21 protein-coding genes are annotated in these 23,275 nt (G+C 46.3%); 17 read left to right on the top strand and 4 right to left on the bottom strand.

Annotation, left to right across the window (positions count from 1 at the left end; genetic code table 11):
* From nrdA to ubiG, 3 genes are all read right to left on the bottom strand, one after another.
* A complete protein-coding gene (nrdA, locus tag BLT32_RS07785) occupies positions 1 to 2,331 on the bottom strand; it encodes a class 1a ribonucleoside-diphosphate reductase subunit alpha (protein ID WP_053953808.1) in 2,331 nt (776 codons plus the stop codon).
* 270 nt (positions 2,332 to 2,601) lie between these two features.
* Entirely contained in the window at positions 2,602 to 3,288 is a 687-nt protein-coding gene (locus tag BLT32_RS07790) for an HAD family hydrolase (protein WP_053953807.1), read from the bottom strand.
* Between the two features lie 3 nt (positions 3,289 to 3,291).
* Positions 3,292 to 4,023, bottom strand: coding sequence for a bifunctional 2-polyprenyl-6-hydroxyphenol methylase/3-demethylubiquinol 3-O-methyltransferase UbiG (gene ubiG, locus BLT32_RS07795; RefSeq protein WP_053953806.1), 732 nt, complete (start codon positions 4,021 to 4,023; stop codon positions 3,292 to 3,294).
* A gap of 149 nt (positions 4,024 to 4,172) precedes the next feature.
* Here ubiG and gyrA point away from each other — a divergent pair, with 149 nt between their 5' ends.
* From gyrA to BLT32_RS07850, 11 genes are all read left to right on the top strand, one after another.
* Positions 4,173 to 6,800 carry a DNA gyrase subunit A gene (gene gyrA, locus BLT32_RS07800; protein WP_053953805.1) on the top strand — a complete coding sequence of 876 codons (2,628 nt, stop codon included), beginning with the start codon at positions 4,173 to 4,175 and terminating at the stop codon, positions 6,798 to 6,800.
* Positions 6,800 to 7,885, top strand: coding sequence for a 3-phosphoserine/phosphohydroxythreonine transaminase (gene serC, locus BLT32_RS07805; RefSeq protein WP_053953804.1), 1,086 nt, complete (start codon positions 6,800 to 6,802; stop codon positions 7,883 to 7,885). Before gyrA ends, serC begins: the two co-directional genes overlap by 1 nt.
* Before the next feature lie 54 nt (positions 7,886 to 7,939).
* Complete coding sequence (hisC, locus tag BLT32_RS07810; RefSeq protein WP_053953803.1) at positions 7,940 to 9,043, top strand: histidinol-phosphate transaminase; 1,104 nt, start codon at positions 7,940 to 7,942, stop codon at positions 9,041 to 9,043.
* Complete coding sequence (gene aroA / locus BLT32_RS07815) at positions 9,036 to 10,325, top strand: 3-phosphoshikimate 1-carboxyvinyltransferase (RefSeq protein WP_053953802.1); 1,290 nt, start codon at positions 9,036 to 9,038, stop codon at positions 10,323 to 10,325. Before hisC ends, aroA begins: the two co-directional genes overlap by 8 nt.
* 110 nt (positions 10,326 to 10,435) lie before the next feature.
* Positions 10,436 to 11,128, top strand: coding sequence for a (d)CMP kinase (gene cmk / locus BLT32_RS07820; RefSeq protein ID WP_053953801.1), 693 nt, complete (start codon positions 10,436 to 10,438; stop codon positions 11,126 to 11,128).
* A 110-nt stretch (positions 11,129 to 11,238) separates the two neighbouring features.
* Positions 11,239 to 12,915, top strand: coding sequence for a 30S ribosomal protein S1 (gene rpsA, locus BLT32_RS07825; protein ID WP_053953800.1), 1,677 nt, complete (start codon positions 11,239 to 11,241; stop codon positions 12,913 to 12,915).
* Between the two features lie 44 nt (positions 12,916 to 12,959).
* Positions 12,960 to 13,235 (top strand): integration host factor subunit beta, encoded by a 276-nt coding sequence (gene ihfB / locus BLT32_RS07830; RefSeq protein WP_053953799.1) that lies wholly within the window; start codon positions 12,960 to 12,962, stop codon positions 13,233 to 13,235.
* A gap of 80 nt (positions 13,236 to 13,315) precedes the next feature.
* The gene (locus BLT32_RS07835) at positions 13,316 to 13,573 is read left to right on the top strand and encodes a lipopolysaccharide assembly protein LapA domain-containing protein (protein WP_053953798.1); all 258 of its coding nucleotides are present in this window, start codon (positions 13,316 to 13,318) and stop codon (positions 13,571 to 13,573) included.
* 11 nt (positions 13,574 to 13,584) lie between these two features.
* Positions 13,585 to 14,742 (top strand): lipopolysaccharide assembly protein LapB, encoded by a 1,158-nt coding sequence (lapB, locus tag BLT32_RS07840; RefSeq protein ID WP_053953797.1) that lies wholly within the window; start codon positions 13,585 to 13,587, stop codon positions 14,740 to 14,742.
* Positions 14,743 to 14,746: 4 nt separating this feature from the next.
* Complete coding sequence (gene pyrF / locus BLT32_RS07845; protein ID WP_053953853.1) at positions 14,747 to 15,439, top strand: orotidine-5'-phosphate decarboxylase; 693 nt, start codon at positions 14,747 to 14,749, stop codon at positions 15,437 to 15,439.
* A 110-nt stretch (positions 15,440 to 15,549) separates the two neighbouring features.
* Entirely contained in the window at positions 15,550 to 15,855 is a 306-nt protein-coding gene (locus BLT32_RS07850) for a ComEA family DNA-binding protein (protein WP_053953796.1), read from the top strand.
* A 58-nt stretch (positions 15,856 to 15,913) separates the two neighbouring features.
* Here BLT32_RS07850 and rne read toward each other — a convergent pair whose 3' ends face one another.
* A complete protein-coding gene (gene rne / locus BLT32_RS07855; RefSeq protein ID WP_082343228.1) occupies positions 15,914 to 18,781 on the bottom strand; it encodes a ribonuclease E in 2,868 nt (955 codons plus the stop codon).
* A 456-nt stretch (positions 18,782 to 19,237) separates the two neighbouring features.
* Between rne and rluC the strand changes: the two genes are divergently transcribed.
* The 6 genes from rluC (at position 19,238) to plsX (ending at position 23,274) form a co-directional block, all read left to right on the top strand.
* Complete coding sequence (gene rluC / locus BLT32_RS07860) at positions 19,238 to 20,185, top strand: 23S rRNA pseudouridine(955/2504/2580) synthase RluC (protein WP_053953794.1); 948 nt, start codon at positions 19,238 to 19,240, stop codon at positions 20,183 to 20,185.
* A gap of 14 nt (positions 20,186 to 20,199) precedes the next feature.
* Entirely contained in the window at positions 20,200 to 20,859 is a 660-nt protein-coding gene (locus BLT32_RS07865) for an HAD-IA family hydrolase (RefSeq protein ID WP_053953793.1), read from the top strand.
* Positions 20,856 to 21,449, top strand: coding sequence for a Maf family protein (locus tag BLT32_RS07870; protein WP_053953792.1), 594 nt, complete (start codon positions 20,856 to 20,858; stop codon positions 21,447 to 21,449). Before BLT32_RS07865 ends, BLT32_RS07870 begins: the two co-directional genes overlap by 4 nt.
* A gap of 76 nt (positions 21,450 to 21,525) precedes the next feature.
* Entirely contained in the window at positions 21,526 to 22,053 is a 528-nt protein-coding gene (gene yceD / locus BLT32_RS07875; RefSeq protein WP_053953791.1) for a 23S rRNA accumulation protein YceD, read from the top strand.
* Between the two features lie 16 nt (positions 22,054 to 22,069).
* A complete protein-coding gene (rpmF, locus tag BLT32_RS07880) occupies positions 22,070 to 22,240 on the top strand; it encodes a 50S ribosomal protein L32 (RefSeq protein ID WP_011234590.1) in 171 nt (56 codons plus the stop codon).
* Between the two features lie 8 nt (positions 22,241 to 22,248).
* Complete coding sequence (gene plsX, locus BLT32_RS07885; protein ID WP_053953790.1) at positions 22,249 to 23,274, top strand: phosphate acyltransferase PlsX; 1,026 nt, start codon at positions 22,249 to 22,251, stop codon at positions 23,272 to 23,274.
* Position 23,275: the final 1 nt, after the last annotated feature.

A 23,275-nucleotide genomic window follows, 5' to 3' on the forward strand; every position in this document is an offset into this window, starting at 1 on the left:
TTAAATTTTACAAGCGCCGCCGGCACAATCGTCATCTTCTTCGATGATGACTTCAGATGGCTGTGCACCAGGCTTTTCTGATTGTTGACGTGCCGCGATATCAGACTGGTTATCGGCTGCACCGTCGCGCGTGTTGTGATAATAAAGTGTCTTAACGCCCAGCTTGTATGACGTTAGCAGGTCTTGTAATAGCTGCTTCATAGGCACTTTGCCCGCGTCAAATTTGCTTGGATCGTAGTTGGTGTTGGCAGAAATAGTTTGGTCGACAAACTTCTGCATAATGCCCACCAACTCTAGGTAGCCTTTGTTGCTCGGAATTTGCCACAGTAGCTCGTACTTATCCTTAAGCGTCTCGTAGTCAGGTACTACCTGCTTAGTAACGCCGTCTTTAGACGCTTTTACGCTGACAAAGCCACGCGGTGGCTCGATACCATTCGTCGCATTTGAAATTTGCGACGACGTTTCAGATGGCATTAACGCTGACAGGGTAGAGTTGCGCATACCGTGCTGTTTGATGTCGGCGCGCAGCTGATCCCAATCCAGGTGCAATGGTTCATTACAGACAGCGTCCAGGTCTTTCTTGTAAGTGTCTGTTGGCATAATACCTTGTGAATAGGTGGTCTCGTTAAACTTCGGACATGCACCTTTTTCTTTCGCCAGGTTCATTGAGGCTTTCATCAGGTAAAACTGGATAGCCTCAAAGGTCTTGTGAACCAGACTGTTTGCTGAGCCGTCAGAGTATTTAACACCGTGCTTAGCCAGGTAATAAGCGAAGTTAATGACACCAATACCCAGAGTACGACGATTCATAGTTGCGTTGTAAGCCGCAGGTACCGGATACTCCTGATAGTCGAGTAGGCTATCCAGAGCGCGAACGGCTAAGTCAGCCAGCTCTTCAAACTCGCCCAGGTCGTTAATTTTACCCAGGTTGAATGCTGACAGGGTACATAGCGCAATTTCACCTTCTTCGTCGTTGACGTGCTGTAACGGCTTAGTTGGCAGAGCAATTTCCAGACACAGATTGCTTTGACGAATAGGCGCAACTTTCGAGTCAAACGGGCTATGCGTATTGCAGTGGTCAACGTTTTGTACGTAAATACGACCTGTGCTGGCACGCTCCTGCATAAACAGGCTGAATAGTTCAATGGCTTTAATGCGTTTTTTACGAATGCTTTCGTCTTGCTCGTACTGAACATACAGCTGCTCGAACTTCTCTTGATCTTCAAAGAAGGCGTCATACAGGCCTGGCACGTCAGACGGGCTGAATAGAGTAATGTAGTCGTCTTTAACTAAGCGCTGATACATTAAGCGGTTAAATTGAACACCGTAGTCCAAATGACGAACACGGTTTTCTTCAACACCACGGTTGTTCTTAAGTACCAGCAAGCTTTCTACTTCTAAATGCCACAATGGATAGAAGAGGGTTGCCGCGCCACCACGAACACCGCCTTGCGAACAGCTTTTAACCGCAGTCTGGAAGTATTTGTAGAATGGAATACAACCGGTATGAAACGCTTCCCCGTTTCGAATTGGGCTACCAAGCGCCCGAATGCGGCCGGCATTAATACCAATACCAGCGCGTTGAGAAACGTATTTCACAATGGCGCTAGCGGTGGCGTTGATAGAATCCAGGCTGTCGCCAGTTTCAATTAATACGCATGAGCTGAATTGACGCGTTGGTGTACGAACGCCGGACATAATTGGCGTTGGTAGTGAAATTTTAAACTCAGATGTCGCATCATAGAAGCGCTTGATGTAATCCATGCGCGTTGCTTTTGGGTAGTTCGCGAACAAGCAGGCTGCAACTAAAATGTACAAGAACTGGGCGCTTTCATAAATATCGCCTGTCACACGGTTTTGAACCAGGTATTTATTCTCAAGCTGCTTGACCGCTGCGTATGAGAAGTTCATGTCGCGCCAGTGGTCGACAATCTCATCCATTTGGTCGAACTCAGCTTCGCTGAAGTCTTCCAACAAGTGCTCGTCATAACGGTGCTCTGCCACCATTTTCTTGACGTGATCAAATAAACGAGGTGGCTCAAACTTTCCATAAGCGCGTTTGCGTAAATGGAAAATGGCCAAACGGGCTGCCATGTACTGATAGTCTGGAGCGTCTTCAGAGATTAAATCCGCCGCAGCTTTGATAATGGTCTCGTGGATATCTTCGGTTTTAATGCCATCATAAAACTGGATATGAGACTTAATTTCTACTTGAGAAGCGGAAACATTATGCAGACCTTCTGCTGCCCACATAATGACTCGATGGATCTTATCTAAGTTGAGCGGTTCACGTTCGCCGCTACGTTTGGTGACATACAGTTGCTCGTTCATTTTGCGCCGACTCTTAGCTTTTTGTTATAGAGATGTAGCCACAAGATATTGTGGTCATTAGTTATACAGAGTGAAATTCACACAATATCTAGTGTCTTTGATTTTTCAGTATGCTAGGTCTTAGTCAGACTTTGATCAAGTGAAATTCTGTAGAAAAGCAAAAGAAAATTAGCGTTTAATTGTTGATTTTTTTCTAGCCTTTAATAGACGTGAGTTTGCGAGGACCTCGGCTTTTTATAACTTTTTTGTCTTTAAAAATGGGTTAATAGATCAAGGTTGTGGTAGCCCAATAATATTCAGCAACTCAAGCGGTGTGCTGATGCCGTAGTCGGCCTTCCAGTCAGCGGGTGAGTCGCTGTCGCTAATATAGCCATAATGAGCCAGTACCGTTGTCATTGCAGCATTGCGGCCAGCCTGAATATCACGTTCAGCGTCACCCACGTAAATGCAGTTTGTCGGGTTAACTCCCAGCTGTTCTACTGCCAGCAGTAAAGGCGCAGGGTCAGGCTTTGATACACTCAAAGTGTCCCCGCAGACAACTGATTCAAAGACATCAAACTCGGGAAAGCTTGGCAGCAACTCTTGGGTCAACTGCTTAGGTTTGTTGGTAACAATGGCCACTTTTATTTGTGCCTGAATGAGAGCATTCAGTAGCGGTACAACACCTTCGTACACATGGGTCTTAGCGGCAATGCTGTTCGAGTAGGCGTCTAAGAAAGCCTTTCTTAACTCACTTTCATGGGTTTCCAATTCTTTTGAAAAAGCCAGCTTTAATAAGCCTCTGGAACCATGTGAAGCAACAGGCGTATAGGTGTCTTCATGAACAGGTTCTTTCCCATATAAAGCGCACACATTGTTGAGTGCGGCTCCAAGATCAGGGGCGGTGTTCAGCAAGGTGCCGTCAAGATCGAACAGCACGCCTTCGGGAAGCTTGGCGTTCTTTGCGAGATTCGTCATGAGCTAGGTCAGAGGCTTTTGTAAAACAGTAATGTAATTCACATCGATATCGGTATTCGACAGAGTGAACCCTTTTAATGGATGGAAAATTAATCCATTAATATCAACCTCATTAAGCCCGGCTTCATCGGTCATGCGGAAGAGCTCTGACGGCTTAATAAAACGCTGATGCTGGTGTGTGCCTTTGGGCACCCAACCAAGTATATGTTCAGCAGCCAAAATGCCCAGCAGCCAGGACTTAACGTTACGGTTTAGAGTTGAGAAAAACACCAAGCCGCCGGGTTTAACCGCTTCTGCGCATGCCTTAACTATAGAGGCAGGGTCGGGCACGTGTTCCAGCATTTCCAAACAGGTAACTGCGTCATACTGACCTTTATGGTCGGCTGCGTGATTTTCTACGGCGACACATTGGTAATCAACAGAGACTTCGCTTTCTAGTGCATGTAGGCGCGCTATTTTTAATGACTCTTCGGCTAAGTCGATACCGGTAACCTTAGCGCCGCGCTCGGCCATGGCTTCACTTAGCAGACCACCACCACAACCGACATCAAGAATGTTCTTTCCAAATAATCCATTGGCGTGTTGCTCAATAAAAGACAGCCGAACCGGGTTAATTTGGTGCAACGGTTTGAATTCGCCTTCAGGGTCCCACCAACGCGAGGCGAGGGCAGAGAACTTAGCGATTTCTTCTAAATCGACGTTTTTTTGTTCAGTATTTTTGTTTTCTTGTGTCATGGAGTGCACTGTTGTGAGCGATAAATAACGCGGCTAGTCTACCCTAGCTAAAGAATAAGAAAAAGAGGGTGCGAGACTCGTTTCGGATGGGTACAATGACTGCATCAAAATAACAAAGATATGCGGATTTTTATTTTAGGGACTGAACTATGAGCGATCTAGCCAGAGAAGTGTCACCGGTTAATATCGAAGATGAATTAAAAAGCTCTTATCTCGATTATGCGATGAGCGTTATTGTCGGGCGTGCACTGCCTGACGTCAGGGACGGACTAAAACCGGTACACAGACGTGTCTTATTCGCAATGAACGAGTTGCGTAACGACTACAACAAACCCTATAAAAAGTCAGCGCGTGTGGTCGGTGATGTCATTGGTAAATATCACCCACACGGTGACAGCGCGGTTTACGACACTATTGTTCGTATGGCGCAGGACTTTTCATTACGCTACATGTTGGTTGACGGGCAGGGTAACTTTGGCTCGGTCGATGGTGACTCTGCAGCGGCAATGCGTTATACCGAAATTCGCATGGCCAAAATCTCTCACCAGCTACTGGCCGACTTAGACAAAGAAACGGTTGATTTTGTCGATAACTACGACGGTACTGAGCGCATTCCTGATGTACTACCAACCCGTGTTCCTAACCTGCTAGTCAACGGTTCTTCCGGTATCGCGGTTGGTATGGCAACGAACATTCCGCCGCACAACCTCACCGAAGTCATCAATGGCTCACTGGCGATGATCGACAACCCGGATATCGATGTTGATGGGTTAATGGAATATATCCCGGGTCCGGACTTTCCAACGGCTGCAACAATTTCAGGCCGCAGCGGCATTGTTGAAGCGTACAAAACGGGTCGTGGTCGCATTCACTTACGTGCTAAAGCAGAAGTGGAAGTCGACGAGAAAACAGGCAAAGAGACCATCATTGTTACGGAAATTCCGTACCAGGTGAACAAAGCGCGCTTGATTGAAAAAATTGCTGAATTAGTCAAAGAGAAGCGCGTTGAAGGTATTAGTGCACTGCGCGATGAGTCTGACAAAGACGGTATGCGCATTGTCATCGAAATACGCCGTGGTGACGTTGGCGAGGTTGTACTTAACCACTTATACGCAAACACCCAATTACAAGTGGTGTTTGGTATTAACATGGTGGCACTGGATAAAAATCAGCCACGCCTATTTAATCTGCGCGATATGCTGGACTGCTTCATTCGCCACCGTCGCGAAGTAGTGACTCGCCGCTCGGTTTACGAGTTACGTAAGGCGCGTGAGCGTGCTCATATTTTGGAAGGCCTGGCGATATCGCTGGCGAACATAGATGAAGTTATTGAATTAATTCGTCGCTCTCCAACACCAGCAGAAGCGAAAGCCGGTCTTATTTCCCGCGCTTGGAAGCTAGGTGATGTTGCAGCCATGCTAGAAACGGCTGGTGTTGACGCGGCACGCCCGGATCATTTGCCGGAAGAATACGGCATTAAAGGTGATAACTATCATCTGACCGAAGCACAAGCACAAGCCATTCTTGATTTACGCTTACACAAGCTCACAGGCTTAGAGCACGAGAAAATTCTTGACGAATACAAAGGCCTGTTAGAGCAAATTGCTGAATTGCTACATATTTTGCGTAGCTCAGAGCGCCTCATGGAAGTTATTCGTGAAGAGTTAGTCGAAATTCGCGATAACTTTGGTGACGAGCGTAAGACGGATATTACTGCCGCAGCGCATGATATCAGCATGGAAGACCTTATTAACGAGGAAGATGTTGTACTAACACTGTCTCATGAAGGCTACGTGAAGTATCAACCACTGACTGAATACGAAGCTCAGCGCCGTGGTGGTAAAGGTAAAGCGGCAACGAAAATGAAGGACGAAGACTTCATTGAACGTCTGTGGGTTGCTAACACCCACGACACCATTTTGTGCTTCTCGACTCGTGGCCGTATCTACTGGATGAAAGTGTATCAGCTGCCATTAGCCAGCCGTGCGTCACGAGGCAAGCCTATTGTTAATTTGCTGCCGCTTGAAGCGGATGAGCGCATTACCGCTATTCTACCAACGCGTGACTACCCTGAAGACAAGTTCGTGGTTATGGCAACGAAGAAGGGTACGATTAAGAAAACGCCACTGCCTGAGTATTCCCGCCCACGTAACGGAGGTATTATTGCCCTGAACCTGGTGGAAGATGACGAGCTTATCGGTGTTGATATTACTGATGGTAATGGTGACATCATGCTGTTCTCTGATGCCGGTAAAGTGGTTCGCTTTGCGGAAGAGCAGGTTCGTTCTATGGGGCGTACTGCAACGGGTGTTCGCGGTATTCGTCTGGAAGAAGACCAGCGTGTTGTGTCACTCATAGTGCCGCGTGAGTACGAAGACCAGGAAGCGGCCGTTCTGACAGTTACAGAGAATGGTTATGGTAAACGTACGCCGCTGACTGAATACCCAGCGAAAAGTCGTGCAACCAAAGGTGTCGTTTCTATAAAAGTGAGTGAGCGTAATGGCTCTGTGGTCGGTGCTATGGAAGTTATCGACGGCAACGAAATTATGCTTATTAGCAATAAAGGCACACTGGTTAGAACTCGTGTTAACGAAGTGTCTACTGTTGGCCGTAACACTCAGGGTGTGCGTTTAATTCGCACCGGCGATGACGAAAAAGTCGTTGGCTTGCAGCGCATTGATGAAATTGATGAAGACGAAGAGCTGATTGAAGGTGAAGTTGTTGCCGATAATGGCGAAGAAGATGGAGCCAACGAAGAAGGAGCTTCTGAAGAATAATGAGTGACGTATTTAACTTTTCAGCAGGACCGGCAACATTGCCGGTCGATGTGTTAAGGCAAGCTCAGGACGAACTTCTTAACTGGAATAATCAAGGCGTTTCCGTCATGGAAATGTCTCACCGTGACCCTGCGTATGTGCGCATGGCTCGTGAAGCAGAGCAAGACTTACGCGACTTACTGGACGTTCCGGACGACTACGAAGTTTTGTTTTTGCAAGGTGGCGGGCGCGGCCAGTTCTCAGCCGTTCCGCAAAATATCGCGGCGCCTGACTCAACAGTCGACTACCTCGACACCGGTATTTGGTCTGGCTTTGCTATACGGGAGGCCGAGAAGTTCGTCGCTAAAGTAAATGTGGCCGGACACGTAAAAGAGGGCGTTAAAGGCAAGGAGATTCAGTCTCCGGACGACTGGCAGTTGTCTGACAATGCGGCGTATTTTCATTACTGTCCTAATGAAACCGTTGATGGCATTGCACTTCACGATATTCCTAATGTTAATGCTCCCATTGTGGCGGACATGTCGTCGAATATTTTGTCAGAGCCACTGGATGTGTCTAAGTTCGGTGTTATCTACGCTGGTGCGCAAAAGAATATAGGTCCGTCAGGTTTTGCTATTGCCATCGTTAAGCGAGATTTGTTGGGGTCACCGCAGAAGCAGGTTTCATCGATTATGGACTATCAGTTACAGGCTAAGGACGGGTCTATGTATAACACCCCCAATACCTTTGCCTGGTATTTAGCTGGGTTGGTGTTCAAATGGCTTAAGGTACAAGGTGGTTTGTCCGAAATGGGTCGAATTAACCATGAAAAAGCGCAGTTATTGTACGACTTTATCGACAAATCTGACTTTTACCGAAATACCGTTAACCCGCAGTATCGTTCTATTATGAATGTGCCTTTCCAGCTTGCCGATGACAAACTGGATGCTGAGTTTTTAGCTCAGGCTGAAGCCGCAGGCTTCAAAGGCTTGAAAGGTCATCGTTTTGTGGGTGGTATGCGAGCAAGTATATATAACGCGATGCCGGTAGCCGGTGTTAAAGCGTTACTCAGCTTTATGGCGGACTTTGAGAGAAGTCAAAGCTAGGCTCAAAATAGAGTTAAGTTCCAAAAATAATAAGACAAAAGGCTTACGAGAATTATGAGTAATTTTGATGCATTGTCATTAGTTAACCCCGGTGTAAAACAGCTCCGTCCTTATCAAGCGGGCAAGCCAGTGTCTGAATTGCAGCGCGAATTGGGTTTGCAGCACGTTGTTAAATTAGCGTCAAACGAAAACCCTCTCGGTTTGAGTGAGAAAGTAAAGACGGCGCTGGAAGCCGAGCTTAATGATCTGGTTCGTTATCCGGACGCAAACGGGTACTACCTGAAAAGTCGCCTAGCTGAGTTGAACTCAGTGACAACGCAACAAATTACTCTGGGTAATGGCTCTAACGATGTGTTGGAAATTTTGGCACGGACGTTCGTGTCAGACCAGGACGAAGTCATTTTCTCACAGCATGCGTTTGTGGTTTATCCGCTAGTCACTCAGGCTATTGGTGCAAAACCTGTTGCAGTACCAGCGGTTGACTACGGTCACGATCTTGATGGCATGGCAGCAGCAATAACCGACAAGACGAAGATGATTTTCATCGCAAACCCCAACAACCCAACGGGCACTTTTTTAACGACAGCGGCAATTAAAGCGTTTTTGGATAAAGTGCCTCAGAGCGTTATTGTTGTGTTGGATGAAGCTTATTACGAATACGTACCTGAAGGTGAACGCGCACCGTCGGTTGAATGGATTAAAGAATACCCGAACCTTGTCATCAGCCGCACGTTTTCAAAAGCCTACGGGTTGGCAGGATTACGCGCAGGTTATGCAGTAAGCCATGAAGGCATTGCCGATGTCCTAAACCGTATTCGTCAGCCATTTAATATGAATTCACTGTCCTTAAAGGCGGCAGAAGTGGTGTTGGATGACCATGCTTACTTGCAAAAAGCGGTTGAAGTTAATGCGCACGGCATGAAACAGCTAACTGACTTTTGTGAAGGTGCAGGCTTTAACTACATTCCGTCTTACGGTAACTTCCTGACTATTGAAGTCGGCCCAGATGCAGAGAAGCTGTACGATGAGTTGTTGCATGAAGGCGTTATTGTGCGTCCGGTTACTGGCTATGAGCTGCCGAATCACTTACGTGTCAGTATTGGTTTACCCGCAGAAAATGAAGCCTTTATTAAGGCAATGAAAAAACTGCGTGGCTGAATCGATTTACCTTAAACCCCGGGCGCAGTGTCGTGGAACTATTGTTCTTCCGGGGTCTAAGAGCATTGCTAACCGAGCGCTGCTGATGTCAGCGCTTTGTTCTGAGCCTGTCAGCTTGCATAATCTGCTCGACAGTGAAGACACAGAACATATGCTACGCGCATTGGCGGGCTTAGGTATCAGATGTGAAAACTCAGATAATACAACACGTGTTACTGGTCGTTCAGGGCAGTGGCAACTGAATGACACCTCGCTGCATTTAGGCAATGCGGGTACCGCCATGCGACCGTTAATTGCGGTTTTGGCGGCAACGTTAAGTGCGAATCAGCAGGTCGAGCTCACCGGCGACTCTCGTATGCAGGAACGGCCTGTTCAGCATTTGGTCGAAGCTTTGCAAGCGCAAGGCGCCGAAATAACCTATCAAAAAACACCAGGGTATCCGCCGGTATTAATTAAGTCCGGACTTAAAGCTGGCAATTTTTCCATAGACGGCTCGGTTTCCAGCCAGTTTATTTCGGCGTTGCTCATGGCGCTGCCACTGCTTAAAAGCGACTCTACCTTAACTTTAGTAGGGGACGTGGTTTCTAAGCCATACATCGAGTTAACGCTCAAAATGTTGGCTGACTTTGGAATCGTAATAGAGCGTGTCTCTGAAAGCCGTTTTCATGTAAAAGGCAGCCAGTCTTATGTATCTCCCGGTAATTATCATGTTGAAGGCGATGCTAGTGGCGCTTCGTATTGGATGGCAGCAGCATTGCTCGGTGGCGGGCCGATAACTATTGAAGGTGTGGGTGCTTCTTCTATTCAAGGCGATAAAGCGTTTACAGAAGTCATTCAGGCAATGGGTGGCAGCGTAGATATAGGTGAGCATCAAATGACAGTGACCGGTTCAGGGGTTATAAAAGGACTGGACAAAGATTTTAATGCTATCCCAGACGCAGCTATGACGGTTGCTCCTTTAGCACTTTTTGCAGACAAGCCGACTATTATTCGTAATGTTGCCAACTGGCGTGTTAAAGAAACGGATCGGTTATCGGCGATGGCGACAGAACTGCGAAAACTAGGCGCCGACGTGGAAGAGGGGGCTGATTTCCTAAAAGTATATCCTGTTCAGCACTGGCAAAATGCTAAAATAGACACCTACAATGACCACCGTATGGCAATGTGCTTTTCCCTGGCCGCATTTTCGCCCGTAGGCGTAACTATTAATGATCCTGACTGTTGTCGTAAAACCTACCCCACTTATTTCCAAGAGTTTTCACGAATTTGTCAAAGTGACTGAGTAAACTCAGCTTTCCCGTTATTTCGTGCTCCTGATTAATGCAATTTTTTCACAAATGCGTATAATTGCGCCGCTAAAAGCTGCAATACGCAGAGCAAATTGAGGATTTTATGGCAATGCATATCCCCGTCATTACAATTGATGGTCCTAGTGGTGCAGGGAAAGGCACTATCAGTCGGTTACTCGCAGAAAAGCTGGGTTGGCACTTGCTTGATAGCGGTGCGATATATCGTGTACTGGCTTTGGCTGCGATTCATCATGACTTCACGCCGGAAGATGAGGAAAGCCTGGTGGCTTTAGCCGCTCATTTGGATGTTAAATTTGAAGCAGACGAAGAAAAGTCACTAACGCATATTATTTTAGAGGGTGAAGACGTCACCATGACGATACGCACTGAAGAAGTCGGTAATATGGCCTCTAAAATTGCGGCTTTACCGCGTGTACGAGAGGCGTTGTTGCGCCGCCAGCGCGGCTTTAAAGAGTTGCCTGGCTTAGTGGCAGACGGCCGGGATATGGGGACCGTGGTATTTACCGACGCAGACGCCAAAGTGTTTTTAACTGCGTCGCCGCAAGAGCGTGCCCAAAGACGTTTTGATCAATTGAAGGAAAAGGGCTTTGATGCTAATATTGATCAATTAGTGAACGAAATTAAAGAACGCGATGATCGCGATATGAATCGCTCTGTGGCGCCATTGAAGCCCGCGGAGGATTCTTTGTATTTAGATTCTACCGACACGCCTATTGATGACGTGTTGGAACAAGTATTGACGTTTGCCCACAGCAAACTCTCAGAAACTAGCTAGGGCTTGGCCCTAATTAGGGGTTCACAGTAAGGATACAGGTGAACATTTTTAATAACCCCGCTGCATACGGAATTTCAGTGGACGTCATTTATTAAGCGAAGTTAATTATTATGTCAGAAAATTTTGCACAGCTGTTTGAAGAAAGCCTGAAAGAAGTCGAAACTCGTCCGGGCTCGATCGTAAAAGGCACAATCGTCTCTATCGCAAAAGACTTGGTATTAGTTGATGCCGGTCTTAAGTCTGAAAGTGCGATTCCTGCAGAACAATTCCGCAACGCTGAAGGTGAGCTGGAAATCAACGTCGGTGACGAAGTTGACGTAGCCCTTGACGCTGTTGAAGACGGCTTCGGTGAAACCGTGCTTTCTCGTGAAAAAGCGAAGCGCTATGAAGCTTGGCTGCAGCTGGAAAAAGCTCACGAAGAAAACGCAACTGTTACCGGTTATATCTCTGGTAAAGTTAAAGGTGGCTTCACAGTTGACCTTGGCGGCGTTCGTGCGTTCTTGCCTGGTTCACTGGTTGACGTACGTCCAGTACGTGAAACAACGCACCTTGAGAACAAAGACTTAGAATTCAAAGTTATCAAGCTTGATCAGAAGCGCAACAACGTTGTTGTTTCTCGCCGTGCTGTTATCGAGAAAGAAAACAGTGCAGAACGCGAAGAGTTGCTTGAGAACTTGCAAGAAGGTCAGGAAGTACAAGGTATCGTTAAGAACCTGACTGACTACGGCGCATTCGTAGATTTAGGCGGCGTAGACGGCCTGTTGCACATCACTGATATGGCTTGGAAACGTGTTAAGCACCCAAGCGAAATCGTGAACGTTGGCGATGAAATCACTGTTAAAGTATTGAAGTTTGACCGTGAGCGCACTCGTGTATCTCTTGGCCTGAAACAATTGGGCGAAGATCCTTGGGCAGATATCGCAAACCGTTACCCAGAAGGTCACCGTTTAACTGGTCGTGTTACGAACTTGACTGATTACGGCTGCTTCGTTGAAATCGAAGAGGGTGTTGAAGGTCTTGTTCACGTTTCAGAAATGGATTGGACTAACAAGAACGTTCATCCTTCTAAAGTGGTTAACCTTGACGACACTGTTGAAGTTATGGTTCTGGAAATTGACGAAGAACGTCGTCGTATTTCTCTTGGCCTTAAACAGTGCAAGCCTAACCCTTGGGAAGAGTTTGCTAAGAACCACAATAAAGGCGAGAAAGTTACTGGTAAGATCAAGTCAATCACTGACTTCGGTATCTTCATTGGCCTGGACGGTGGTATCGACGGTCTGGTTCACTTGTCTGACATCAGCTGGAACACTCCAGGTGAAGAAGCGGTTCGCGACTACAAGAAAGGCGAAGAAGTTACCGCTGTTGTTATGCAAGTTGACGCAGAACGTGAGCGTATCTCTCTAGGTATCAAGCAATTAGAAGAAGATCCGTTTAACAATTACCTGGCAGCTAACAAAAAAGGTGCTATTGTTGAAGGTACAGTAACTGAAGTTGACGCTAAAGGTGCTAAAGTTGAATTAGCAGAAAGCGTTGAAGGTTATGTACGTGCAGCAGACATCGCGCGCGACCGCGTTGAAGATGCAAGCACTGAGTTAAGCGTTGGTGATAAAATTGAAGCGCGCTTCATGGGCGTTGACCGCAAAAACCGCACTCTGAGCCTGTCTATCAAAGCGAAAGACGAAGCTGAAGAGAAAGAAGCGGTAGAAAGCGTCAACAAACAGCAAGACAGCTCTGGTATCAACAGTGCTATGGCTGACGCGTTCAAAGCGGCGAAAACTGACGACTAAGACAGTTTTTCGTCGTAATAAACGGCTTTATCAGGAGGTAAGTTATGACAAAATCAGAGCTAATTGAACGGTTAACTTTGAAACATGAGTTGCCTCCTAAGCAAGTTGAGGCTTCTGTTAAAGAAATTCTTGAACAAATGGTGCAGTCCCTGTCTCAGGGGAAACGCGTTGAAATTCGAGGTTTTGGAAGCTTCTCTTTGCATTATCGTGCGCCACGTGTTGGTCGTAACCCAAAAACCGGTGACCCGGTTAATTTAGATGGGAAATACGTTCCTCATTTTAAAGCGGGTAAGGAACTGCGCGAGCGCGTCGATTTATAAAGTAGTTTTTTACGCTCGATTGATAAAAACGGCATGCTATACTGGCATGCCGTTTTTTTATAAATAACAGGTAAGCGAACATGCTCAGGAAGTTGCTTATTCTTATTCCCGTTTTGGCTATATTCCTTTTAGCCATGGCGTTTGGAGCCCAAAATACGCAAGTTATTAACGTCAATCTACTGGTTCTGAATGCTGATATGACCGTTGCGTCGCTGTTAGCAATTTTCTTTGGTGGCGGCGTTCTTGTGGGATTATTGGCCATGTTACTTTCTAACCTTTACTGGCGTTATCGCTGCCGAAAACTGTCGAAACTCGTCGCTAAGCAGTCGAACCAATGAGACAGAATTAAATGTTAGAGCTTCTTTTCTTACTTCTGCCAATTGCTGCCGCCTATGGTTGGTTCATGGGTCGCAACAGTGTGCGTTCAGAAGAGAGAAGAGAGCAAAAACGCTTTTCAAAACAGTACGCGACAGGTATTAATTTACTGCTCTCCGATCAGCCTGATAAGGCTGTCGATTTATTCGTAGAGTTGCTTGACGTTGATAGTGAAACTATTGAGACTCACTGGACGTTGGGCAAATTATTTCGCCGCCGAGGTGAAGTCGAGCGGGCAATAAAAATTCATAAGAATCTTACCTCACTCCCTAATTTATCTGAAAGTGATCGCCTAACCGCTATGTACGAGTTAGGCAAAGATTATTTAGCTGCCGGTATTTATGATCGCGCAGAGAAAATGTTCCAGGGGCTGCAAAGTAATAAGCTGTTTAAAGAGCGCAGTCAAAAGCACTTGCTTGAGCTTTATGAAGCAACTCATGAATGGGATAAAGCCATTATTGTTGCTTTAAAACTGGTTAAACAGAACGCATCGATAAAAGTCATTCTGGGACAATTGTATTGCGAGGTTGCTGACACGGCCGATCACTCGTCAGTAAGAGTGAAGTATTTTAATAAGGCATTAAAGCAGGATCCAAACTGTGTAAGGGCATCTTTGTCCCTGGGACGTATTTATCTGGAGCAGGGCGATAATAACCAGGCAATAGAGTACCTCACGAAAGTAATAGACCAGGACAAAGCCTACGTTTGTGAAACAATTCCGTTACTAGAGCAAGCGTATGAAGCGAAGAGAAACAGTCATGGCTTTATCGACTTTTTACACACTTGTGTAGAACAAGAAGCGGGAATTACTGCGGTTATTAAGCTGTCTGAGAAAATGGCTGAGTCACAGAGCATTGAAGATGCTGAAAGCTTCATGGCAAACGCGTTGGAGAAGCATCCAACCATGCGCGGCTTTCATCACTTAATGGGTCTGCATATAAAAGCAGCCGACGTGGGCAGTGCTCGAGACAGTCTTAAGCGTCTGCAGCGCATGGTACATGAGCATATTGTGCAGAGACCCAATTATAAGTGTTATCACTGTGGTTTTTCAGGACATACCCTTTATTGGCAATGTCCGTCGTGTAAGAGCTGGTCAACAACAAAACCGATATTTGGATTAGATGGTGAATAATCGAATGGAATTACCAAAAATTTATGTAGCGCTAGATTATCAAAATGCTTCGGACGCAGATGCGTTAATTGAACAATTACCGTCAGGGAAAGTAGGTTTAAAGGTAGGAAAAGAATTATTCACCTCAGCCGGACCACAATGGGTTTCGAGCCTGGTAGAAAAGGGCTTTTCTATTTTTCTGGATTTAAAGTTTCACGATATTCCTAATACCGTCGCTAAAGCCGTCACGGCGGCAGCAAAGCTTGGGGTCGATGTTGTTAACGTTCATGCCAGTGGTGGCAGCCGTATGATGAAAGCAGCTGCAGATGCGCTGAAAGAAACGGATAACCCGCCCTTGCTTATCGGTGTGACGGTGTTGACCAGTATGGATGAAAGCGACCTAAAAGAGCTGGGTATTTCTAAGAGCGTCAATGAGCAGGTTGAGTATTTAGCGAAACTGGCTAAGTCATCGGGCCTGAAAGGTGTTGTTTGTTCGGCTCAGGAGGCAAAAATGCTAAAAGCAGCCTGCGGTAACGATTTTAAATTAATGACTCCCGGCATAAGACCTGAAGGCAGCAGCAAAGATGACCAGCGTCGCACAATGACGCCTGCTGAAGCGGTAACGGTCGGCGTTGATTACATGGTGATAGGACGACCTATTACGCAGTCTCCAGATCCAGCACAAGCTGTCGAGAACATACTTGCAAGTATAGCTTAGTGGCGTATTGAGCTGTCTTATAAATCGTAATTTGAGAGAGCGCCGGCAAAAAGCGTTTATAGTATGGCCACTGCAGTGACGCAGTGGTTATCAAAAAGGATGAACATACTATGAAATTTAAAATGCTACCTATTGTTTTGGCGTCATTTATTGGCTTTTCAGCTCATGCAATGCCAACAGTTTCCCCTTCGCCAATTGCATTACAAGCTGAAGCGCAGACGGGGGTGAATATCAATACGGCATCGGCTCAGGAAATAGCATCAGCGTTAGTGGGTATCGGCATTAAGAAAGCAGAAAAACTGATTGAAGTGCGCGAGCAGCTCGGCGGCTTTACTGAAGTAGAGCAGTTACTTGATGTAAAAGGTATAGGCCTTAAAACACTTGAAAAAAACCGCTCGAATATTCGCTTGAATTAGCAGTAATGAAGATAAAAAGAAAGCCAGTAAACAGGGATTGTTTACTGGCTTTTTTGTGCTAGTCACATTTCGTCATTTCAGCAAATGAACGGGAACGGGCATTGGCATAGCCTGCCGTTTGTTCATCTCTGACGAACGTTAAACGACTTTCTCCTGAGGCAACATTCAGAGCCTGGAAAGGTGTTTGTCTTTCAACGGCAGATGCCTTAGTCATTGGAGAAAAGGCTGAGCCACTAAGATCACGAGCTGGAATTATCGGAGTCTCGTTAGACGCTTTATTTTCCCGGTTTTGCTTACGTTGCTGTCCCGCTGCTCTTTGATGTCTTGGAGAACGGCGTGAACGGTTGCGCGCTTTTTTCTCAGAGACGTCTTCTTGAGCTTGTTCCGCAACTGGCTCCGAAGCTTCACTTTCCACTGAAGGAGCTGACTCTGATTCAGTCTCCGCCACTTCAGCAGGTTCTGTCGTATCGCTAGCGTCTGTTGCTGCAACAGTTTCCGGTTGCTCAGGCTGTGATTCCTCGGCACTTGGCTCAGGAGTCTGAACCTGGTTTTCCGGAGCTTCTGAGGCTTCAGGAGCAGGTTCCTCAGCAGACTTTTGCTCGTTAACCGGTAAGTGCTCTTTGTTTTCAACAAGTTCAGCAGCTGCCTGAATGCGAGGATCTAAAGTACGCTGTTGAGTTTGCTCATTGGTATTTTTCTCTACCGGTGCTGATGACTCGGCATTTTGCTCAACTGGCTTTTTCGCTTCAGCTTCTTTAGCGACAGAATTATCTTTCTGAGCCTGAGGAGCTGGCTGTTGTGATGCCTGGTTCTCAACTGAACCATCGCCTTTAACGCGAACGGATTTTTCCATTGGTTTACGTTGGCGGCGAGGCTTAACTTCTTTCGGTTTCTCAGGCGCTGTCTCAGTTTGCGGCGCTTGCTCAGCGCTTTGCTTCACCTGAGCATTAGCACCTTGAGCATTCTGTTGCTGGTTACGATTACGTCCGCCGCGACGTCTACGATCGTTTCTACCGCGGTTCGGCTTGTTATTTGAACCTTTCGTTTCATCTGCGCTCTTATCCGATTTCGCAGAATCTGCAGCCGCTTTGTCCGCCGTATTATTACGACCTTGCTGCTGACGATTAGCAGGACGACGACCACGGCCACGGCGGTTATTGTTGTTTCGACGCTGGTTTGGTCTACTCTGATTAGAGCTTTGCTTGTTCTTATCGGTTTCTTCTTCACTCTCGAAAAGTTTACCCAGCCAAGTCGATAAGCGTTTTAATAAAGACGGTTTCTCAGGCTGTTTCGGTGTTGGCGCAGGAGCAGGGGTAGGTGCTGCACTTGGCGCTTGTAAACCTTTTAGTGCCGGTTCGTCAAACTTAGCAGACTCTTGAGTTAAGGTAATAGAAACCGATGACTCATGTTGTTCTGGCTTTTGTACCAACTCAAAGCTTGCTGCTTCTGGCACTTCATCATCACGGATACGCAGTACTTCGAAGTGTGGCGTTTCTAAGTGATGGTTTGGAATAATCACGATTTTAACATCATGACGCTTCTCAATATGATTTAGCGACTGACGTTTTTCGTTCAACAAATACGTTGCTACGTCTACCGGTACTTGTGCATGAACCTGTATGGTGTTGTCTTTCAGCGCTTCTTCTTCAATGAGACGCAGAATAGACAAGGCTAACGAGTCACTAGAGCGAATAGTACCCTGACCATTACAGCGAGGACATACATTGTTTGCCGACTCACCAAGTGACGGACGCAGACGCTGACGAGACATTTCCATTAAGCCAAAACGCGAAATGCGAGCCACCTGAATACGGGCACGGTCTTGTGCAAGACTGTCACGTAGTCGATTTTCAACATCGCGTTGGTGTCTGGCGGGTGTCATGTCAATAAAGTCGATAACGACTAAGCCACCAACATCACGAAGTCTCAGTTGCCGCGCAATTTCTTCAGCCGCTTCTAGGTTTGTTTGCAGCGCCGTTTCTTCAATATCGCCGCCTTTAGTTGCGCGTGACGAGTTGATATCTATTGAAGTTAGAGCTTCGGTCGGATCAATAACAATTGAGCCACCTGAAGGTAGACGAACTTCACGTTGGAACGCTGACTCAATTTGGCTCTCAATTTGGTAATGGCTGAATAATGGAACATCGCCTTCATATTGCTTAACGCGCTGCAAGAAGTCAGGACGAATAATTTGAATATGATTACGTACCTGCTCATAGACTTTCGGGCTATCGATAAGCACTTCGCCAATGTCACGACGTAAATAGTCACGAAGGGCGCGGAAAATGACGTTACTTTCCTGGTGAATCAAGAATGGAGCAGGGCGCTCGGTAGCCGCTTTGCTAATAGCTTCCCAATGATGAATAAGAACGTTTAAGTCCCACTCTAATTCTTCTTTTGATTTGCCAACGCCTGCGGTACGGACAATAAGGCCCATTTCTTTCGGCACGTTGATTTCTGACAATGCTTCTTTTAAGGCAGAGCGCTCGTCGCCTTCAATACGGCGAGAAATACCGCCGGCACGAGGGTTATTTGGCATTAATACCAGATAACTGCCTGCCAAAGAAATAAAGGTTGTTAGTGCCGCGCCTTTCTGACCACGCTCTTCTTTGTCGATTTGAACAATGACTTCCTGACCTTCAGAAACAACGTCTTTAATGTTTGGACGTCCCTGGAAGGTATATCCCTCTGGAAAGTAAGTCTTGGCAATTTCTTTTAAAGGAAGGAAACCATGACGCTCTGCGCCATAATCGACGAAAGCGGCTTCGAGGCTGGGCTCTATACGGGTTATTTTACCCTTGTAGATATTCGCTTTCTTTTGTTCATGTCCTGGACTTTCAATATCCAGATCGTAAAGGCGCTGGCCGTCGACCAACGCAACACGCAACTCTTCTAGTTGCGTGGCGTTTATTAGCATTCTTTTCATTACTGTGACTCAATGTTTCCGGGCCACAATATGACACACACACTCTGGTGCTCGTGCGATTATCGAATTCGTCTGTTGTACAGGCTTAGCGCCTGTGCCACCCGTCATTGAAACGTGTGGTTAAAATGATTTTGACTGTGCCGATAACACCATTACATCCGGTGTCATATTGTCGCTATATGTTACGTCTGCAATCGCTCTTTCTTTTGAGCGAGGTTTCTCTGTTCTTTTTCCGTGCCATCAACATCTCGGATTTTTGCTTATTCTCTTTGATTAAGACTTTTCAACCGTATGCTGATGTGGATAATGCGTCGCTCTGTTGACACGATTGCGCGAATTAGTTTCTTTGTCTGCCATCCACGATGGACTTTGACACTTAATTATTTCACGAAAAACGCCGAAAATACAAGCGCTAATTTCACTGAATATTGCTAGGAAGCGTGCTAAAATACCGCCATGAAGAGCATTCAACAAAAAGTCCGCTGGCATACCGTACTGACCGATGAATCGGGGCAGCGCCTGGACAATTTCCTTATTGCCCAATTAAACAAAGTGCCAAAGTCACTGGTTTATCGAATTATTCGTAAAGGCGAGGTGCGGGTTAATAAAAAACGGGCTAAGCCAGACTATAAAATAAATAGTGGCGACTTAATTCGCATTCCGCCGGTAAAAGTTGCTGAAAAGGCACCTTTGCCTTCGGCTAAACTCGATAAAATAGCCCGGCTGGAAGAGCATATTCTGTACGAAGATGCGTCTTTTATTGTCGTCAATAAACCTTCGGGTCTTGCCGTGCACGGCGGTTCGGGATTAAATTTTGGATTGATTGAAGGGCTTAGGGCACTAAGACCTAATGACAAGCACTTAGAGTTGGTGCACCGAATAGACAGGGACACCAGTGGCATTCTTTTGGTTGCGAAAAAGCGCTCAGTGCTGAAGTTACTGCATGAACAGTTGCGCAACAAAGAAATGAATAAGCAGTATTTGGCGTTAGTTAGAGGACAGTGGCAAAAAAGGGTGCGTATGGTAGAAGCACCTCTACAAAAGAATACGCTTCAATCTGGTGAACGGGTTGTTCGTGTCAGTGCAGAAGGTAAACCGTCGCAAACGCGCTTTCGTATTTACCAGCGCTACGCCGAGGCGACCCTTGTAGAAGCATCGCCGTTGACTGGCCGGACGCACCAAATTCGAGTGCATTGCTTGCACGCAGGACACCCTATCGCTAAAGATCCTAAATATGGTGACACTGACTTTGACGAGTTAATGGCGTCTAAAGGACTGACGCGACTATTCTTACACGCCTGGAAGCTTTCATTTAAGCACCCAGAAACGGAAAAAGACGTGCAGTTCGAAGCGCCCTTAGATGAAAACCTCAGCGCGACGCTGTCGAAGCTAACCAAACAATGATGTAGGTTGCCGTAATGTCGAAATTTCAATTCGTTGTTTTTGACTGGGATGGAACCTTAATGGATTCCATTGGCCGTATCGTTTCGTCAATGCAGCGGACTGCCGAACACATTGGTTTAGCTGTACCCTCAGAGCAGGCGACAAAAGATATCATAGGGCTTAGTTTGGAGCCTGCTATTGAAAGGCTTTTTGGTGTTTTGGACTCCCAAAAAAAGCAGATTTTTTTAGAGCGTTACAAAGACGAATACGTCACACTGAACACAGTAGCATCGCCCATGTTTGACGATGCCGTTAACTCGCTTGAAGCGTTGCGTTCAAGCAATGTGCAACTTGGGGTTGCAACTGGCAAAGCTCGAAGAGGCCTGGACAGAGTGTGGCAGGAAACGAATATGGCCCAGTTCTTTCCTTATTCCCGTTGCGCCAATGAATCAAAAGGCAAGCCGAACCCAGATATGCTCATAGAATTAATGCATGAGGCAGGCTATTCGCCTGACAATACAGTTATGGTGGGCGACTCAATACATGATATGAAAATGGCCAGTGCCGCTGGTGTTTTCCCTATTGGAGTGACTATGGGCGCGCACCGGGCCGACCAACTAAAAGCGGCAGGCGCTGAATATATTGCGTCATCTCTGACTGAACTTTCGAACTTTATTTTAAAGGAGAGGTTATGACACTCCCCCTAGTGCTTGGCTCTGGTTCAAAATACCGTCGGGCTATAATGGACAAACTGCACTTAATTTATAACGTCGTAAAGCCAGACATTGATGAGTCTGCAGTTAATGAAGAGCAGCCAGAGCAGCTGGTAGGGCGTTTAGCGGAAGAAAAAGCACAAGCTGTGGCGAGAAAACTTAATGGTGAACCATCTATTATTATTGGTTCCGATCAAGTCGCGGTATGCGACGGCTTAATTCTTGGCAAGCCGGGTACCGAGGAAAAAGCCATTGAGCAGCTAAAAAGCTTTGTGGGCAAAACGGTGACCTTTTATACAGGGCTTGCTGTATTAAACTCCCAAACTTCTCAGTGCGAAGTAAGAATTGAACCGTTCTTCGTAACCTTTCGGGATAATATAACGGCTGATGAAATAGCTCGTTATGTTGAATTAGAGCAACCGCTTGATTGTGCCGGCAGTTTTAAAAGTGAAGGCCTGGGCGTCAGTTTGTTCAGTGAAATGAAAGGGAATGACCCTAATACTCTTATTGGACTTCCGACGATTGCGCTACTGGATATGCTAAGATCTCAGGGAATTAATCCACTGAGTTAATTAATTGTAGATAATTGTCGGTAACGTCCGATTTATCTTGCCACTGAACACCAACTTAAGGTAACATTCGCGCGCTATGCAAAAGGTTCGTATTCCCGTAACGGTAGACCCCGTAAAATGTGCCAATAAAAAGGTCATTTACGAGGGCTTAGTACCAGCAAAAACGTTAACTCGGTTTCAGGAGTTGCTCGTAGAGTCATGTCCTGATCCTGACGTCAAAGTTGAGTTTGGTATTGATGAACAAGGCATAAGCTATTTTGCAGGTGACGCAAAGGTACATGTTCAAGTACGTTGCGAACGCTGCAATACGCCTTTAGCAGTTGATATTTTTGCGCAATTTGCGTATGCTCCTGTCACTAAGCGGCAGGTGGCTGATGACTTCCCTGAAAGCTATGAAGCTATCGAGGCGAATGAATTCGGTGAAATCAATCTGCATGGGCTTATCGAAGATGAATTAATTCTGGCAATGCCTTTAGTACCTAAGCACGACGCTAAGTCTTGTCAGGTAGACCGTGATGCGATGACATGGGGCGAAATCGACGAGTCTGATAAAGACGAATCTGATAACCCATTTGCCGTATTACAAGAATTAAAGCGTAAATAATCAGGAGATAGCGTAAATGGCTGTTCAAAAAAGTAAGAAAAGTCGTTCAAGACGCGACATGCGTCGTTCACACGATGCGATAGACGGCCCAACACTGTCGGTTGACTCAACTACGGGTGAGACGCATCGTCGTCACCACGTAACAGCCGACGGTTATTATAAAGGTCGCAAGGTCGTTAATAAGTAAGACAGGCCATGCCTGAACTTAATATAGCGATTGATGCAATGGGGGGCGATAATGGCCCCTCTATTGTTATTGAAGCTCTGCAAAGAGCGGTTTCAAACTATCCCAATACTCACTTCACAGTTTTTGGTCACCAAGACCAGATAAATCCGCTATTAAAGCAATATCACCTTAAAGAAAGCACTGCTGTCAGCGTGGTTCATGCTGAGCAAACCATTCTCATGGATGACAAGCCTGGTCAGTCTTTACGTAGCAAACCGAATTCGTCTATGCGTCTTGCACTGCAAGCCCTTGCCAATGAACAATGCCATGCAATGGTCTGCGGCGGTAATACCGGCGCATTAATGACGAATGCGTATTTTACGGTAAAAACCTTACCCGGAGTTTTAAGGCCTGCGCTGATGACGGCGATTCCTAACCGTGTCGGTGGCAAATCGTTTTTGCTTGATTTGGGCGCAAACGCTAGCTGCGATTCTGACACCTTGTTCCAGTTTGGTGTAATGGGCTCGGTAGCTGCTGAGTATTTGCTGGACATAGAAAAGCCGAAAATTAGCTTGCTCAACATGGGCGAAGAAGAAATTAAAGGCAGTGATGTGGTTCGTAATGCCGCTGCCAGACTTTCTCAGTGTGAAGGTTTAAATTACAACGGCTTTATTGAAGGCAACCATTTATTCAGTGGCCGCTCCGACGTTATCGTTTGCGATGGTTTTGTCGGTAACATTGCGTTGAAAAGCTGCGAAGGCTTAGCAACCTTTATTATTGAGCAAATGAGAGAAACACTAAACTCTCATTGGCTGTATCGATTTTTCTTCAAATTCTTACAACGACGTACGCATAAATCGTGGGACAGGCTGAAGCCCGACCACTACAACGGAGCAAGTTTGATAGGATTGCGCCAAGTGGTGATTAAAAGCCACGGAAGTGCCAATGCGGAAGCATTCTACAGCGCTATCCAGCAAGCTGTAGCAGAGGCGCACGAGCAGCTTCCTGACCGAATCAAAAATAGGGTCGAAGCGGTCTTATCTGAACAGCCTTAAA

The sequence above is a fragment of the Idiomarina zobellii genome, from assembly GCF_900100855.1.
GTDB lineage: Bacteria > Pseudomonadota > Gammaproteobacteria > Enterobacterales > Alteromonadaceae > Idiomarina > Idiomarina zobellii.